Annotated in this window: 16 protein-coding genes and 1 other annotated feature; of the genes, 3 read left to right on the top strand and 13 right to left on the bottom strand. The window is 42.1% G+C overall.

What is annotated here, in order from left to right; genetic code table 11:
• Window positions 1–60: 60 nt before the first annotated feature.
• Both V6Z54_RS13300 and zapA read right to left on the bottom strand, forming a co-directional pair.
• Window positions 61–594: a CvpA family protein gene (locus tag V6Z54_RS13300; protein ID WP_024423226.1), complete on the bottom strand. Its 534-nt coding sequence runs from the start codon at window positions 592–594 to the stop codon at window positions 61–63.
• Between the two features lie 7 nt (window positions 595–601).
• On the bottom strand, window positions 602–859 hold the full coding sequence (zapA, locus tag V6Z54_RS13295) for a cell division protein ZapA (protein ID WP_012010831.1): 258 nt from the start codon (window positions 857–859) through the stop codon (window positions 602–604).
• A 134-nt stretch (window positions 860–993) separates the two neighbouring features.
• Here zapA and rnhC point away from each other — a divergent pair, with 134 nt between their 5' ends.
• On the top strand, window positions 994–1,917 hold the full coding sequence (gene rnhC / locus V6Z54_RS13290) for a ribonuclease HIII (protein WP_073978755.1): 924 nt from the start codon (window positions 994–996) through the stop codon (window positions 1,915–1,917).
• 35 nt (window positions 1,918–1,952) lie between these two features.
• On the opposite strand, the gene pheT is transcribed toward rnhC, so the two are convergent.
• The 3 genes from pheT to V6Z54_RS13275 form a co-directional block, all read right to left on the bottom strand.
• The gene (gene pheT, locus V6Z54_RS13285) at window positions 1,953–4,367 is read right to left on the bottom strand and encodes a phenylalanine--tRNA ligase subunit beta (protein ID WP_338527411.1); all 2,415 of its coding nucleotides are present in this window, start codon (window positions 4,365–4,367) and stop codon (window positions 1,953–1,955) included.
• A 15-nt stretch (window positions 4,368–4,382) separates the two neighbouring features.
• Window positions 4,383–5,417, bottom strand: coding sequence for a phenylalanine--tRNA ligase subunit alpha (gene pheS, locus V6Z54_RS13280; RefSeq protein ID WP_041086547.1), 1,035 nt, complete (start codon window positions 5,415–5,417; stop codon window positions 4,383–4,385).
• Window positions 5,418–5,798: 381 nt separating this feature from the next.
• Window positions 5,799–6,542, bottom strand: a complete 744-nt coding sequence (locus V6Z54_RS13275; protein ID WP_041086549.1) for an RNA methyltransferase — start codon at window positions 6,540–6,542, stop codon at window positions 5,799–5,801.
• Window positions 6,543–6,655: 113 nt separating this feature from the next.
• Here V6Z54_RS13275 and sspI point away from each other — a divergent pair, with 113 nt between their 5' ends.
• Window positions 6,656–6,877, top strand: a complete 222-nt coding sequence (gene sspI, locus V6Z54_RS13270) for a small acid-soluble spore protein SspI (RefSeq protein WP_024425725.1) — start codon at window positions 6,656–6,658, stop codon at window positions 6,875–6,877.
• Window positions 6,878–6,919: 42 nt separating this feature from the next.
• Here the strand turns inward: sspI and cstA are convergent, their stop codons facing one another.
• Both cstA and V6Z54_RS13260 read right to left on the bottom strand, forming a co-directional pair.
• On the bottom strand, window positions 6,920–8,716 hold the full coding sequence (cstA, locus tag V6Z54_RS13265; RefSeq protein ID WP_338527410.1) for a carbon starvation protein CstA: 1,797 nt from the start codon (window positions 8,714–8,716) through the stop codon (window positions 6,920–6,922).
• Between the two features lie 346 nt (window positions 8,717–9,062).
• Window positions 9,063–10,151, bottom strand: a complete 1,089-nt coding sequence (locus V6Z54_RS13260; RefSeq protein WP_024425723.1) for a M42 family metallopeptidase — start codon at window positions 10,149–10,151, stop codon at window positions 9,063–9,065.
• A gap of 179 nt (window positions 10,152–10,330) precedes the next feature.
• Between V6Z54_RS13260 and V6Z54_RS13255 the strand changes: the two genes are divergently transcribed.
• On the top strand, window positions 10,331–10,735 hold the full coding sequence (locus V6Z54_RS13255) for a hypothetical protein (RefSeq protein WP_024426127.1): 405 nt from the start codon (window positions 10,331–10,333) through the stop codon (window positions 10,733–10,735).
• Window positions 10,736–10,752: 17 nt separating this feature from the next.
• Here V6Z54_RS13255 and V6Z54_RS13250 read toward each other — a convergent pair whose 3' ends face one another.
• The 6 genes from V6Z54_RS13250 to lrgA form a co-directional block, all read right to left on the bottom strand.
• On the bottom strand, window positions 10,753–11,019 hold the full coding sequence (locus V6Z54_RS13250; RefSeq protein ID WP_075611749.1) for a DUF1294 domain-containing protein: 267 nt from the start codon (window positions 11,017–11,019) through the stop codon (window positions 10,753–10,755).
• Window positions 11,020–11,082: 63 nt separating this feature from the next.
• Window positions 11,083–11,442 carry a 50S ribosomal protein L20 gene (gene rplT / locus V6Z54_RS13245; RefSeq protein ID WP_007501659.1) on the bottom strand — a complete coding sequence of 120 codons (360 nt, stop codon included), beginning with the start codon at window positions 11,440–11,442 and terminating at the stop codon, window positions 11,083–11,085.
• 31 nt (window positions 11,443–11,473) lie between these two features.
• Complete coding sequence (gene rpmI / locus V6Z54_RS13240) at window positions 11,474–11,674, bottom strand: 50S ribosomal protein L35 (protein ID WP_003216324.1); 201 nt, start codon at window positions 11,672–11,674, stop codon at window positions 11,474–11,476.
• A gap of 24 nt (window positions 11,675–11,698) precedes the next feature.
• Window positions 11,699–12,214: a translation initiation factor IF-3 gene (gene infC / locus V6Z54_RS13235; RefSeq protein ID WP_024425720.1), complete on the bottom strand. Its 516-nt coding sequence runs from the start codon at window positions 12,212–12,214 to the stop codon at window positions 11,699–11,701.
• A 71-nt stretch (window positions 12,215–12,285) separates the two neighbouring features.
• Window positions 12,286–12,417: a sequence feature (ribosomal protein L20 leader region), on the bottom strand.
• A gap of 128 nt (window positions 12,418–12,545) precedes the next feature.
• Window positions 12,546–13,241 (bottom strand): antiholin-like protein LrgB, encoded by a 696-nt coding sequence (lrgB, locus tag V6Z54_RS13230; RefSeq protein WP_024425719.1) that lies wholly within the window; start codon window positions 13,239–13,241, stop codon window positions 12,546–12,548.
• 14 nt (window positions 13,242–13,255) lie between these two features.
• Window positions 13,256–13,699, bottom strand: a complete 444-nt coding sequence (gene lrgA / locus V6Z54_RS13225; RefSeq protein ID WP_024425718.1) for an antiholin-like murein hydrolase modulator LrgA — start codon at window positions 13,697–13,699, stop codon at window positions 13,256–13,258.
• Window positions 13,700–13,744: the final 45 nt, after the last annotated feature.

Genomic DNA, 13,744 nt, shown 5'->3' with positions numbered 1-13,744 from the left:
TTCATCCTACAACTTTCTGTCATGGAATGAGAAAAAACTTCTCCAGGAAAGGAGAAGTTTTTAAACTCCATACGTCGACCATAGGTCTTTAACAAGACCGGATAGGTAAGGGGTGTTGTTTACGATCACATCTGCTAACATTGATTTGCTCATCATTGTTTGCAGCGCATCTACTGGTAGTAATGCAGCGACAAACAATAGAATAAACACAAATAAATAGGTTTCAAGAAATCCTAAAACACCGCCAAGCAGTTTGTTCACCTGTTTAATCACAGGTATACTTGCAATGGTTGTGAGCAATCCGCCAATGATGGCGAGCAGGATTTTGGTCAAGATAAACAGAATGATAAACGCAATGGTATTATAATAAGCTGTTTCTAGATTCCCACTAAAGAAAGCGAGCTGTGGTTGACCGCCGCTAAAATTAGGTGCCGGAATCCACGTAAGCTGTGGTGCAAGTGACTGATAAAACATGGAAGCCACTAAGATAGAAACAACAAAGCTGATCAATTTAATAAATTGAAGAATAAACCCGCGTTTTAGACCGACAAGCGTTCCCATTAGAAGCAAAAACAAAATGATGATATCGATCACGGTAATTTCATTCCTTTTCTTTTAGCTGAATCTCTAATTTTTCGTATTGCTCTTTTAATTTCAAGTAGTCGTGGACGACATTGACTGCTGTCAGTACAGCTAATTTGTTTATATCAAGGTATGGATTTTTTTCATTTATTTCTCTCATTTTATCATCAACAATTGACGCAACATGTCGCATATGCATCTTCGTTTCTTGTCCGATGATCGTATAGGACTGTCCGTAAATCTCAACTGTTGTTTTCGTTTTACCGCCGTCAGACAACGTTTCTCCTCCATTCCACGAGAATCCTAGTCTCTATCATAACATGTTTAGACATTGAATGGAAAGACGAGCCCTTCCCTGTTATGGTACACTTTAGAAATCAATGATATCAAGGTAAAAAGGAGTTATCCACTGTGCCCCAATCCGTTTTAAAAGCAACATCAGAAGACCTCAAAAAGATGAAGAGCGCGTATGCGCACCATTTAACAGACACTTTGCCGCCAGGTGCCCTCTTTCAAGCAAAAGTCCCTGGCTGTACGATTACAGCCTATCGATCTGGGAAAGTGCTCTTTCAAGGACAAAAGGCAGAAGCTGAAGCCAGTCAGTTCAGCCACTTGCAAGCAGCTGATACGAAAAGTCAAAAAGCACCTGCTGTTACAAAGTACAGTCCGCCGCCCGGCATCGCTTCCATGTCGGTCATCGGTTCAGATGAAGTAGGTACAGGTGATTATTTCGGACCGATTACAGTTTGTGCGGCTTATGTTGATGCAAGCCAGCTTGCTTTAATGAAAGAGCTTGGCGTAAAAGACTCAAAGGGATTAAAGGATCCGCAAATTATTAACATTGCCAAAGATCTCATCAAAACCATTCCGTTCAGCCTTCTCGTTCTCCGAAATGAAAAGTACAATACGATGCAGGGAAAGGGCATGAGTCAAGGAAAAATGAAGGCACTGCTTCATAACCAAGTCATTACCTCTGTGCTAGAAAAACTGGGCGGACAGCAGCCTGAGGCTATTTTGATTGATCAGTTTGCAGAACCAGGCATTTATTTCAAGCATCTGGCTGGGAAAAAAATCATTCGGGAGCGGACGTATTTTAGTACAAAAGCAGAAGGCATCCATTTGTCGGTCGCTGCGGCTTCCATTATCGCAAGGTACGCCTTTTTAATTGAAATGGACAAATTATCAAAGGCTGCAGGCTTTGACATCCCAAAAGGAGCCGGCCCTCATGTAGACAAGGCCGCCGCCAAGCTCATCAAGCTGCATGGTGAAGATGCTTTACGTCAATTTACAAAGCTGCATTTTGCCAACACACAAAAAGCGAAAAAAATGCTATAAAAAAAGCTAAGCCCATGAGGCCTTAGCTTTTTTCTTTAACCGCGTAAGACGGCTTGATACGTATCTTCTAGTGCTTTCAATACTTTTGTATGAACAGCCGTCACTTCTTCCTCGGTCAACGTTTGTTCAGGGTTTAAATATTGAAGAGAGAATGCAACAGATTTTTTGCCTTCTTCCATATGTTCCCCTTCGTACACATCAAATACAGATAGGTCTGTGAGTAGATGACCGCCTGCTTCATAAATGACACGCTCCAGCTGTCCGCTTGAAATATGCTGATCGACAACAAGTGCGATATCTCTTGTCACAGCAGGGAATCTCGGAATCGCTGTATATTTCATATCCTTCGTTTCAGATGTCATCACATCTGTTAAATCAAGCTCGAACACATACGTTTCTTTTAAATCCAATTCTTTTTCAACAACTGGATGGAGGGCGGCAACAAAGCCAATGACTTTACCATTTAAGTGAACATCTGCTGTTCGCCCTGGGTGAAGACCCTCACGCTCTGCTTGAACATATGTGATTTGGTCTGACACACCAAGCTTTTCGAACAACCCTTCAGCAATTCCTTTCGCTACATAAAAATCGACGGCTTTTTTCTCGCCCTGCCAAAGATTTTTATGCCATAAGCCTGTCAGCGCACCAGCGACGTGTTCTTTTTCCACCGGTTTTGCTCCTTCAGCTTCTGCTAAGAAAACAGATCCCGTTTCATAAAATCCAAATGAATCAGCTTGTCTTGCCAAGTTATATGCTACAGAATCAAGTAAGTTTGGCAGAAGACTTTGTCTTAGTACACTGCGTTCCTCACTCATTGGCAAAGAAAGCCTCGTTTCATAAGCTGGATGCAGGGCAAAAGCTGTGGACTTATGCTGATTCGTCAATGAATACGTAATCGCTTGAGAAAGTCCTGCGCCCTCTAAGAAACGTCTTACCTTTCTGCGCTTCACTTGGTATGGCGTGAGACCGCCAACGGTGCCAGCTGTCGCAGGCAATGTAGATGGAATATTATCGTAGCCGTATAATCTTGCGACTTCTTCAATGAGGTCTTCTTCAATCGTAATATCCATTCTGCGGGAAGGAACTGTTACGACAAGAACATCATTTGATTCGCCGACTGTGAAGCCTAGTTTGTTGAAAATTTGAATCATATCTTCTTTTGAAATGCTCATTCCAAGCACCTTGTTCACACGCTCAGTTGATACATGGATGACATTCATACTTGCTTCAAGGTGATTTTCCTCAACTGTACCGCTTAGCACTTCGCCGCCTGCATACATGCTGATCAATTGAGCTGCTCTTTCTGCTGCCGGCTTCGTACGCTGCGGATCGAGTCCTTTTTCAAATCGTGTGCTTGATTCACTGCGAAGTCCTAAGTCTCTAGATGCTTGACGGACTGTTTGACCGTTGAAATATGCCGCTTCTAAAAGAATCGTCGTCGTCTCCTCACGCACCTCTGATTCAAAGCCGCCCATGACGCCTGCTACCGCGTGCGCTTTCGTTCCATTCGTGATGACAAGATGCTTTGATGACAATGTACGCTCTTGTTCATCGAGTGTTTGAATGATTTCGCTATCAGTCGCTTTACGAACGACCACCTGTTTTGAACCAAAGCGGTCATAGTCAAAGGCATGAAGCGGCTGGCCGTATTCAAGCAGTACAAAGTTTGTAATATCCACGACGTTGTTAATTGGACGGATGCCTGCATTCATCAATCTTGTTTGCATCCAAAGCGGTGCTGGTCCAACCTTTACATTTTTAATGATCTTTGCTGCATAAAGTGGATTCGCTTCTTGATCCTCAATTTTAACAGAAATATAGTCTGCTGCTTTTTCGGAAGAAGTGTCATGTGCTGTATCTGGAAGCTTGATGTCTCTTCCTAAAATGGCCGCAACCTCATAAGCGACACCTAGCATATTCAGGGCATCGGCACGATTTGGTGTTAAGCCAAGCTCAAGTACTGCATCATCTAATTGAAGTGCTTGAAGGGCATCATCCCCTGGTTTCACGTCATTCGGGAAAACAAAAATGCCTTCTGCATATTCTTTTGGTACGAGCTTGCTTTCTACACCTAATTCTTGCAGAGAACAAATCATGCCATGAGACTCTTCACCGCGCAGTTTTGCTTTTTTAATTTTAAAGTTGCCAGGAAGGACTGCACCAACCGTTGCGACGGCCACATGCTGTCCTTTCTCCACATTCGGAGCCCCGCAAATAATTTGCACCGGTGCGTCTTCGCCGATATCAACAAGACATTTGTTTAATTTATCTGCATTCGGATGCTGTTCACGTTCAATGACGTGTCCAACGACAACCCCTTTGATGCCTTCACCTTTATATTCAACGGCTTCCACTTCAATTCCGCTTCTTGTGATTTTTTCTGCTAATTCATCTGGCTTGATGCCTTCTAAATCGACATAGTCTTCTAACCATTTATATGAAACAAACATGTTGATTTCCTCCTCTTAGTCCTGCTTGAATTGCTTTGTGAATCTAATGTCATTTGTGTAGAAATGGCGAATATCATCAATGCCGTATTTCAGCATCGCAATCCGTTCCACACCCATTCCAAAAGCAAAGCCTTGGTAAGTTTCTGGATCAAATCCGCTCATTTTCAGGACATTCGGATGAACCATTCCTGCACCTAAAATCTCAATCCAGCCTGTTCCTTTACATACAGAGCAGCCCTTCCCGCCGCATTTAAAGCAAGACACATCAACTTCAACAGACGGTTCTGTGAATGGGAAAAAGCTTGGACGCAGTCTAATTTCACGATCTTCTCCAAACATTTTTCTTGCGACTGTCTCCAGCGTTCCTTTTAGATCACTCATGCTAATATTGTGATCGACGACAAGCCCTTCAATTTGCATAAATTGATGTGAATGAGTCGCGTCATCACTGTCACGTCTATATACTTTCCCAGGACAGATGATCTTCACAGGACCTTGTCCTTTATATTTCTCAAGTGTACGTGCTTGAACTGGTGACGTTTGTGTTCTCATCAGTGTATCTTCGGTAATATAGAAGCTGTCCTGCATATCACGTGCCGGATGCTCCTTTGGAAGATTCAATGCTTCAAAGTTATAGTAATCCGTTTCCACTTCAGGACCTTCCTCAACGGTATAGCCCATTCCGATAAATAAATCTTCAATGTCTTCGACAACTATCGTTAATGGATGTCTTGCCCCCATTTTGATTGGACTTGCCGGCAAAGTAACATCGATCGTTTGAGAAGCAAGTTTTTTCTTCACTTCTTCTGCTTCCAGTTGTTCATTTTTTTGAGCAATGGCACCAGCAATCTGCTCTCTTACTTCGTTTGCGAGTGCACCCATTTTCGGTCTTTCTTCTGCGGAGAGCTTGCCCATTCCACGAAGTACTTCTGTAATCGGTCCTTTTTTCCCTAAATATTGAACCCGAATATCATTGACCTCTTTGAGCGAGCTAGCTGCTTCAACCTTCGCTATCGCCTCTGTTTCAAGCTGTTTTAACGTTTCTTGCATGAGTGTAATCCTCCTTTTGATATACAAAACCGCTCGGATAAACGGCTGTTTGATCGTTTGAAGACAATAAAAAAACCCGTCCCTCCATAAAAGAAGGGACGAGTTGTGGTCGCGGTACCACCCTTGTTAAGCACAAATGCATGTGCGAATAAGCTTCATTGACATAACGGAATCAAACGAATCCGGTTCACCTTTACGCAGATCAACGCCTGCGGTCCCGGTGACAACTCCAGAGGTGAATTCCTGTTTCAGCATTCCTTAAATGCACTTTCAGTCTACGATGCATTCTCCCTATAAGGCCGCTTCTTGAAACAATCTTCCTCTATCATGGTTTTTAAAATATTAGTTTCATTATAGTGAAAATGAACGCATGTTGCAACATTATCCACGCAAATGATAGACAAGAACAGCTGCTGCAACAGCTACATTTAATGATTCTGCCTGCCCATACATTGGCACATATAAATTTTGGTCTGTCATTTGCAGAATCTCTGGATCAATACCAGCCCCTTCATTTCCAACAATTAATGCAAACGGACCTTCTGCCGTTACGCTTCTATACTCTTTCGCATCTTTTAAAGCACTTCCGTATACAGGAATGCCTCGTTCTTTCAATTCCGTGATCGCCTGCTTAAGGGTTTGCTTTAAGATAGGCAGGTGGAAATGAGACCCTTGTGCGGAACGGAGCGTTTTTCCATTAAACGCATCAACTGTTCCTTCTCCTAAGATCACAGCATCAAGACCAGCAGCATCCGCTGTTCGAATAAGTGTGCCTAAATTCCCCGGGTCCTGCACTGCGTCTAATAAAAGAAGCCGTTCAACCTTCTTTTCTTCAAAAACAGGAACTGTACAGACCGCGGCAATGTGCTGAGGCGTTTCTGTTTCTGTCATGGCAGATAAGGCCTCTTCGCTCAGTTCATAAAGCTCAATGTCAGGCTGAATATGAGAAGGAAGCATATCGGGCGAAGTGAACATTAATTCCTTCACAATCCCGCTCTTTAATGCTTCTTCGACTAAGTGTATTCCCTCAACGAGAAACAGCCCCGTTTTCGTTCGTTCTTTTTTCGTATGGAGCTTTTTCCACTGTTTAATGTTTGTGTTTTTAGCTGATTCTATATATTTCAAGCGACGTTAACTCCTTTGATTATCATGAATTTATTATATCTCATGCACACTACATAATAAACCTGTCTTTGAGACAGAATAGGGCTATTACCATCAAAAAAGGAGTGTGGGCAATGGATTTTAATTTAAGAGGCGCAGTCATTCAAAACATTACTGGCCATAATCAAGAGCAGCTTGAACATACGATTTTAGATGCTATTCAAAGCGGCGAGGAAAAAATGCTGCCAGGTCTTGGCGTGTTGTTCGAGGTACTATGGCAAGAAGCATCAGAAAACGAAAAAAATGAAATCCTTGAAACATTAGAGCAAGGCTTGAAGCCTCAGCAGCAGCAATAAAAGAAGCCGGTTTGCTTATAAAAGCAAGCCGGCCTTTTTTATTTAGCCAGTGATAGGCGTTTCCATTCGAAGCGCTGGATCACGCCAGATTTCAACCCATTTTTTCATCGCAAACACAATAATCACAAACCCTAAGATCAGCATGATGATCGAAAGCACCGCATTCAGCACACTATAGCCGGATGCTTCAGGATTGAGATATACATTCGCTACCATCCAATAGCCTGCATAATTCACCGTCACATATAAGTAAGCTAGCGGAATTAAACAAGTCAGCATATAACGTCTTTTATCTGCAATTTTTAATACAACGGTTGCACCGATGATCAACCCAACCGAGGCCATTAACTGATTTGAAACCCCAAACAGCGCCCAAATAGACCCGATGTCACCTGAGTAAAGTAAGTATCCCCACATAAAACAAGCAAGCGCACTTGCAAACACCGAACCAGGTACCCAGTCAGTTCGTTTAAGCGGTTTATATGCTTCACCTAAGAAGTCTTGAATCAAATAGCGTGCCACACGTGTCCCCGCATCAATAGCGGTTAAAATAAAAACAGCCTCAAACATAATGACGAACTGGAAGAAGTAAGAAGCCAAATGACTAAAGAACGGAATTCCCGTAAAGATATACGCCATCCCTACCGCTAATGTTACGGCACCACCCGTTCTTCCTTCTAAATCAAGGCCGATTTCCTTACTCAGCTGCGGAAGGTTTTCAACGCTCATACCGAGTGTCCGGAACACTTCTGGCGTACTGTTTATCGCAAAATAATCTCCTGGATGCAAAGCCGTAGCCGCAATTAAAGCCATAATCCCAACTAAGCATTCCACCAGCATTGCGCCAAACGCAACAGGCTTCATATCACTCCAGCGGTCCAGCATCTTAGGTGTTGTCCCTGAACCAACAAATGCGTGAAAGCCAGAAATGGCACCGCAAGCAATGGTAATCGAAATAAATGGCCAGACAGGACCGGCTAATACAGGTCCTCCTCCATTCACAAACTCTGTAAACGCCGGGAATTGAATGGACGGATTCACGACAAAGATTCCGGCAATCAGCGCAATGAATACACCAATTTTCATAAAACTACTTAAATAGTCCCTCGGTGCAAGCAGCAGCCAAACTGGCAGAGCCGCAGCAAAAAAGGCATAGATTGGCAGGGCAAGAGCAAGCGTTTTTGTATCAAGCATTAAAAAATCACCAAGTGCCGTTCCTTGAATATTTGGACCAAGGAATACACCAAACATCAGCAAAATAAATCCCGCAGATGTCGCCAGCTTTAAATTGCCTGTTTTTTTATAATACAGACCAACCCCCATCGCAATCGGAATCGTGATTCCAACTGCAAATGTCCCCCAAGGGTTTCGTTCTAAAGCATGAAGCACAACCATAGACAAACCTGCCATTGTGATGGTAATAATAAACAGCATCGCAAGCCCTGTACAAAATCCTGCAACAGGTCCCAGCTCTTCCTTCGCTACCTCTGATAATGATTTCCCCTTTTTACGCATCGACGCAAATAAGACGACTAGATCATGTACAGCTCCGCCTATGACTGCACCAATTAAAAGCCAAAGGAGACCAGGTAAATACCCAAATTGAGCGGCTAAAATCGGACCCACTAACGGACCAGCAGCTGCAATCGCAGCAAAGTGATGCCCAAATGTGACCCATTTATTTGTCGGCACATAATCTTTCCCGTCCTCTAGTGTGTGAGCCGGTGTAGGATGATCATCTGTCACCTTTAATACCTTGACCATCATAAATGTGCCATAAAGACGATAGGCAATCGCTAAAATACACATAGATCCTATTACAATTGTAACCGCATTCATTTAACCATCCCCTTTGTATAAACAATTTGTTACAAATATAACATAAATTGATTGATTTTTCTTTCTTTTAAAACCAATTTGACAAATAAGAATAATATGTTTATTCTTAAGGTAGCTTCACCTACTTCCATAAACTCTCTTTTGGCAGGGCATTCTATGGCTCTGTCCTTTTTATTGCTTTCATCTTACAAAAATAAACGCTTGATCACATGTGCCTTATTCACTAGGAAACATTCTCTTCTTTTACCAAAAACAGTTCTTTTGGCGCATCTTGAAAAAACACCGTTCATTTCCTGGGAAATTCAATAAAAAAAGCCTTTCCCCTGCTGAGGAAAGGCTTCCTTACTTATGAACCGTACGTAATTTGTTCGACAGTTTTTTGATCAAGTCTTTTGATCACTTCTGTTAAAAGCTTCACTGCATTTTCATAATCATCTCGGTGAATCATTGCAGCATGGGTATGAATATATCTGCTCGGAATTCCGATAGATAGTGATGGAACACCATGACCCGTTAAATGAATACCGCCAGCATCTGTCCCGCCGCCAGGCATTGAGTCATATTGATAAGGAATGTTCAGCTCATCCGCTGTTTGGACAACAAAATCACGAAGTCCTTTATGAGAGACCATTGAAGCATCAAAGACAACAATCGTTGGGCCTTTGCCAAGTTTGCTTGTTGCTTCTTTCTCAGTGATGCCTGGTGTATCTCCTGCCACACCTACATCAATGGCAAATCCAATATCAGGCTGAATCGTAGCCGCTGCTGTTTTGGCTCCGCGCAGGCCTACTTCCTCTTGGACAGTTGCGACGCTGTAAGCAATATTCTCATGCTGAGCATTGTGTAAGTTTTTCATGACATCAATGGCCACTGCACAGCCAATGCGGTTGTCCCATGCTTTTGCAAGGAGCATTTTTTCATCATTCATGACTGTAAACTCAAAGTAAGGAACGATTTGATCTCCAGGCAGCACACCCCACTCCATTGCCTGTTCTTTGCTTGAAGCCCCAATATCAATAAACATATCCGTTATCTCAATTGACTTTTTGCGAGCTTCAGGTGACAAGACGTGTGGTGGTTTTGAACCAATGACCCCTGTAATCTCACCCTTTTTCGTCACAATGGTGACACGCTGAGCGAGCATGACCTGTGACCACCATCCGCCGACTGTTTGAAAACGAATGTAGCCTTTGTCATCAATTTTTGTCACCATGAATCCTACTTCATCTAAGTGACCTGCGAGCATAATTTTAGGCCCGTTTGCGTTTCCTTCCTTCTTAGCGATCAAGCTGCCAAGTCGGTCTGTAGAGACTTCATCTGCATATGATTCTATGTATGTCTGCATGACTTTTTTGACATCACGTTCATTTCCTGGGATCCCTTTTGCATCCGTTAGGTCTTTCAGCATAGTTAATGTTTGATCTAGCTTTGTCATTCCATTTATCCTCCTTTATCTTCATGGTGCATTCTTATTATACAAAACCTCTTTCGTTCAATACGATCTTTTTATGAATATTTTTTCGTTTTACGAAATATTTTTTTTAAAAAAGTTGAAACCTTTTGGCGTTTTCATTCGTAGTACATCAGATAACGGTATTGGAGGTGCATCCTGTCATGTTTGTAATCCTCATGAGACTAGCTCTTGTTGCACTGCTTGTCTACATCTTCTACATGGCGGTAAAATTCTTCTCAAATCCGAGAAGAAAGCTGAAACAAGCACAATTAAAAGAAGGCTTTTATTTTATGGACGAACAGCAAAATGCGCGCAAAAACTTTAATTTCGTCTATAAAGGTGTCTTGTTTGAAGGGGAGAAGCATGTTCCTTCTAAGGATCATCCTCTGTTTGTCCACTCCATTTACGTTTGGACGGAGTCACCTGAGAAGCTGAGTGAATTTACATTAGAAGACTTTGAAAAACTAGAGGAAAACATTATCGAGCGTTATCCTCAAACCAAAATTGATTGGGATCAGCCCATTAAAAAAATCAAACAAAAAAAAGGAGCAGACACGCCGTCCTGATGGCGTCTGCTCCTTTTTCAAATAACTTGGATATATCCCAATAGGATCAACTGCAAAATCATTAATACAGGCATGCCGATTTGAAAGGCAGGATGCTTTGTTTTATGCCGGAAATACTGCATTCCTAGATACGATCCAGCGGCGCCAAAAAGCACCGCTGCACTCCATAAATGCGCCTCTGAAATTCTCCATTTATGTGCTTTGGCCCGGCGTTTATCCTCACCCATGAGAAAAAAGCCGTAGCCATTCACTAAAATAAGCAGCAGGATCAAAGCCATATTCATTCATTTCACCTCACATGATGAGAAAAAAAGATCACCCCTCAAAGGAATGATCTTTTATAAAACTTACTTGTCTAGTTGTGCTTTTGCAGCATCAGCAAGCTGATTGAATGCATTTAGGTCATTCACAGCAAGGTCAGCAAGCATTTTGCGGTTTACTTCGATACCAGAAAGCTTTAAGCCATGCATTAAACGGCTGTAAGAAAGACCGTTCATACGAGCTGCAGCGTTGATACGAGTGATCCATAGTTTACGGAAGTCACGTTTTTTCTGACGACGGTCACGGAAAGCGTAGTTTCCAGATTTCATCACCTGTTGGTTTGCTACTTTGTATAATCTATGTTTTGAACCGAAATAACCTTTTGCTAATTTAAGAACCTTTTTACGACGCTGACGCGACACAGTTCCGCCTTTTACTCTTGGCATTGTAATTCCCTCCTATGATTCCTATTCCAAATTACTTAATGTTTGCAAGTTGTTGTTTGATACGTTTGAAATCTCCAGCACTTACGATTGCGCTCTTACGCAATTTACGTTTTTGCTTTGTAGATTTGTTAGCGAACAAGTGACTTGTGTACGCATGAGAACGTTTAAGTTTACCAGAACCTGTTTTTTTGAAACGTTTAGCAGATCCGCGGTGAGTTTTCATTTTTGGCATTGGATGTTTCCTCCCTCTGTTACTTTACTTTTCGACTTTTGGTGCAAGCATGAGGAACATGCTGCGTCCGTCCATCTTAGGTTTTGTTTCTACTGTTGCTACTTCAGCGCAAGCTTCAGAGAAACGGTCTAACACGCGCTGTCCGATTTCTTTATGCGTAATCGCACGGCCTTTAAAGCGGATAGAAGCTTTCACTTTATCTCCCTTTTCAAGGAATTTGATTGCATTACGGAGCTTCGTGTTAAAATCATGTTCATCGATTGTCGGGCTCAACCGAACTTCTTTTAAGCTAATGATTTTTTGATTCTTACGTGCCTCTTTTTCCTTCTTCTGCTGTTCGAATCGGAACTTACCATAGTCCATGATTCGGCAAACAGGTGGTTTTGCATTTGCAGCAACTAACACAAGGTCAAGATTAGCTTTAGCAGCAATTTCCAGAGCTTCCTGGCGGGTTTTAATCCCAAGCTGATCGCCATTTTGTCCGATCAAACGAACTTCACGCGCACGAATACCTTCATTAACTAATTGATCTTTGCTAATAGTGAGCCACCTCCATGAGATTTTGAATTGAGTTCACAATTCATTTTGACCATTTCGTTGTATGTTTTACAGGCAAACAAAAAGTGTGGGCATATAAAACACCCACACTGCGAACATTTGCATGAAAAAATAAATGTACGGTCAACCTGTCAACTACAAACATGTGTCAATCAGGTGAGAAGCGGGTGCTTCTGCTTGTGATATCTATTCAATTCGTTAACTATTCTACACAATTTTCATTTGTCCGTCAAGTAACCGAACTCTTGAAACAACTTTTTCAGTGTAACATGATGAGACGAATTGGGCAAGACTTTTTCACACAATGACGCCATCAAAGAATCAATTGCATAAAGATCGGGATGACGATAACTGTCACAACCCCTACGACCACAACGGCGATACTTGCCATAGCTGCTTCTACTTCTCCCATCTCAATTCCAACAGAAACCCCAAGCGCATGTCCTGATGTACCAAGTGCAAGACCTTTTGCCACTGGGTTTTTAATGCGAAACAATTTTAAGAAGAAGGCACCTAGTGCATAGACAATGACGGCATTAAATATGACCGCAAAGGCTGTGATATCTGCAATTCCGCCAATATCCTTTGCAATCGGGAGAGCAATCGCTGTTGTCGCTGCTTGTGGAAGCATGCTTTTCATCACAGCCGCATCTAAATGAATTCCTTTTGCTACGAGGTATACGATCGTAATGGAACAAAGTGAACCTACAAAAATAGCGGATAAAATTTGCCACCAATATTTTTTAAGCAAGGCTCTTTGCTTATAAAGCGGGATAGCGAAAGCAATCGTGGCAGGCTCTAAGAAAAATTTGATAATCTTGCCGCCCTCATTATAATCTGCGTAGGAAAAACCGCCAACTTTCAAAAATAAAATGCCCAGTACCATCGCCACAAACAGCGGGGTGAACAAGAAGAAACCTTTTGATTTTTTAAATAAGAATGTCCCTATTCCAAAAGCGACTAATGAGACGACAATGCCAAAATAAGGACTCATTGTACTTGTACCCATTTTGCATCTCTCCTTTAATGCGTACTTGAAGCTGGTTTATTTGAATGAGAAGGAGCAGATTTACTCTCCTTTGTCTCTTTACGTTTCTGCGGTCTTTCTGATAATTGCATGAGAAGCTGTGAAAACAGCCCTGTCGCTGCAAGTAACATAATGGTTGCAATGATAATGACGCCGACTACTTGCACACCTACTTCTTGCATGACACCTAGTGATTGAATAACTGAGATCCCAGAGGGAACAAATAGAAAGCTAATGAGTCCTGTCAATGATGTACCTAATTGCTCCACCTGCTCCAGTTTGACGATTTTCGTTGTTAACAAAACAAATAATAGAACCAAACCAATAACGGATGCGGGCATCGGAATCGGTAAATACATTGAAATGAGATTAGAAACGAACATTACAGTTGCAAAAATAAATGCTTGAGATAGAAATCCATAAACTTTCGTGGCACTCATGCCCCTTCACCTCTTTCTTCGACTGCCCTCAGTATAAGGCATGAA

The sequence above is a fragment of the Bacillus sp. MAG717A genome (assembly GCF_036884855.1).
Classification (GTDB): Bacteria; Bacillota; Bacilli; order Bacillales; family Bacillaceae; genus Bacillus; species Bacillus safensis.
Note: the sequence above shows the minus strand (reverse complement) of the source record. Positions and strands in the feature narration are given on the sequence as shown.

Bases quoted from the DNA above. Each gene is read 5' to 3' on its own strand.
- pheT (WP_338527411.1), bottom strand. From the start codon at position 4,367: ATGTTTGTTTCATATAAATGGTTAGAAGACTATGTCGATTTAGAAGGC.
- pheS (WP_041086547.1), bottom strand. From the start codon at position 5,417: ATGCAAGAAACGTTAAAACAGCTTGAAACAGAGGCGATAGCGAAGGTT.
- sspI (WP_024425725.1), top strand. From the start codon at position 6,656: ATGGATTTTAATTTAAGAGGCGCAGTCATTCAAAACATTACTGGCCAT.
- cstA (WP_338527410.1), bottom strand. From the start codon at position 8,716: ATGAATGCGGTTACAATTGTAATAGGATCTATGTGTATTTTAGCGATT.
- V6Z54_RS13260 (WP_024425723.1), bottom strand. From the start codon at position 10,151: ATGACAAAGCTAGATCAAACATTAACTATGCTGAAAGACCTAACGGAT.
- V6Z54_RS13255 (WP_024426127.1), top strand. From the start codon at position 10,331: ATGTTTGTAATCCTCATGAGACTAGCTCTTGTTGCACTGCTTGTCTAC.
- V6Z54_RS13250 (WP_075611749.1), bottom strand. From the start codon at position 11,019: ATGAATATGGCTTTGATCCTGCTGCTTATTTTAGTGAATGGCTACGGC.
- rplT (WP_007501659.1), bottom strand. From the start codon at position 11,442: ATGCCAAGAGTAAAAGGCGGAACTGTGTCGCGTCAGCGTCGTAAAAAG.
- rpmI (WP_003216324.1), bottom strand. From the start codon at position 11,674: ATGCCAAAAATGAAAACTCACCGCGGATCTGCTAAACGTTTCAAAAAA.
- lrgB (WP_024425719.1), bottom strand. From the start codon at position 13,241: ATGGGTACAAGTACAATGAGTCCTTATTTTGGCATTGTCGTCTCATTA.
- lrgA (WP_024425718.1), bottom strand. From the start codon at position 13,699: ATGAGTGCCACGAAAGTTTATGGATTTCTATCTCAAGCATTTATTTTT.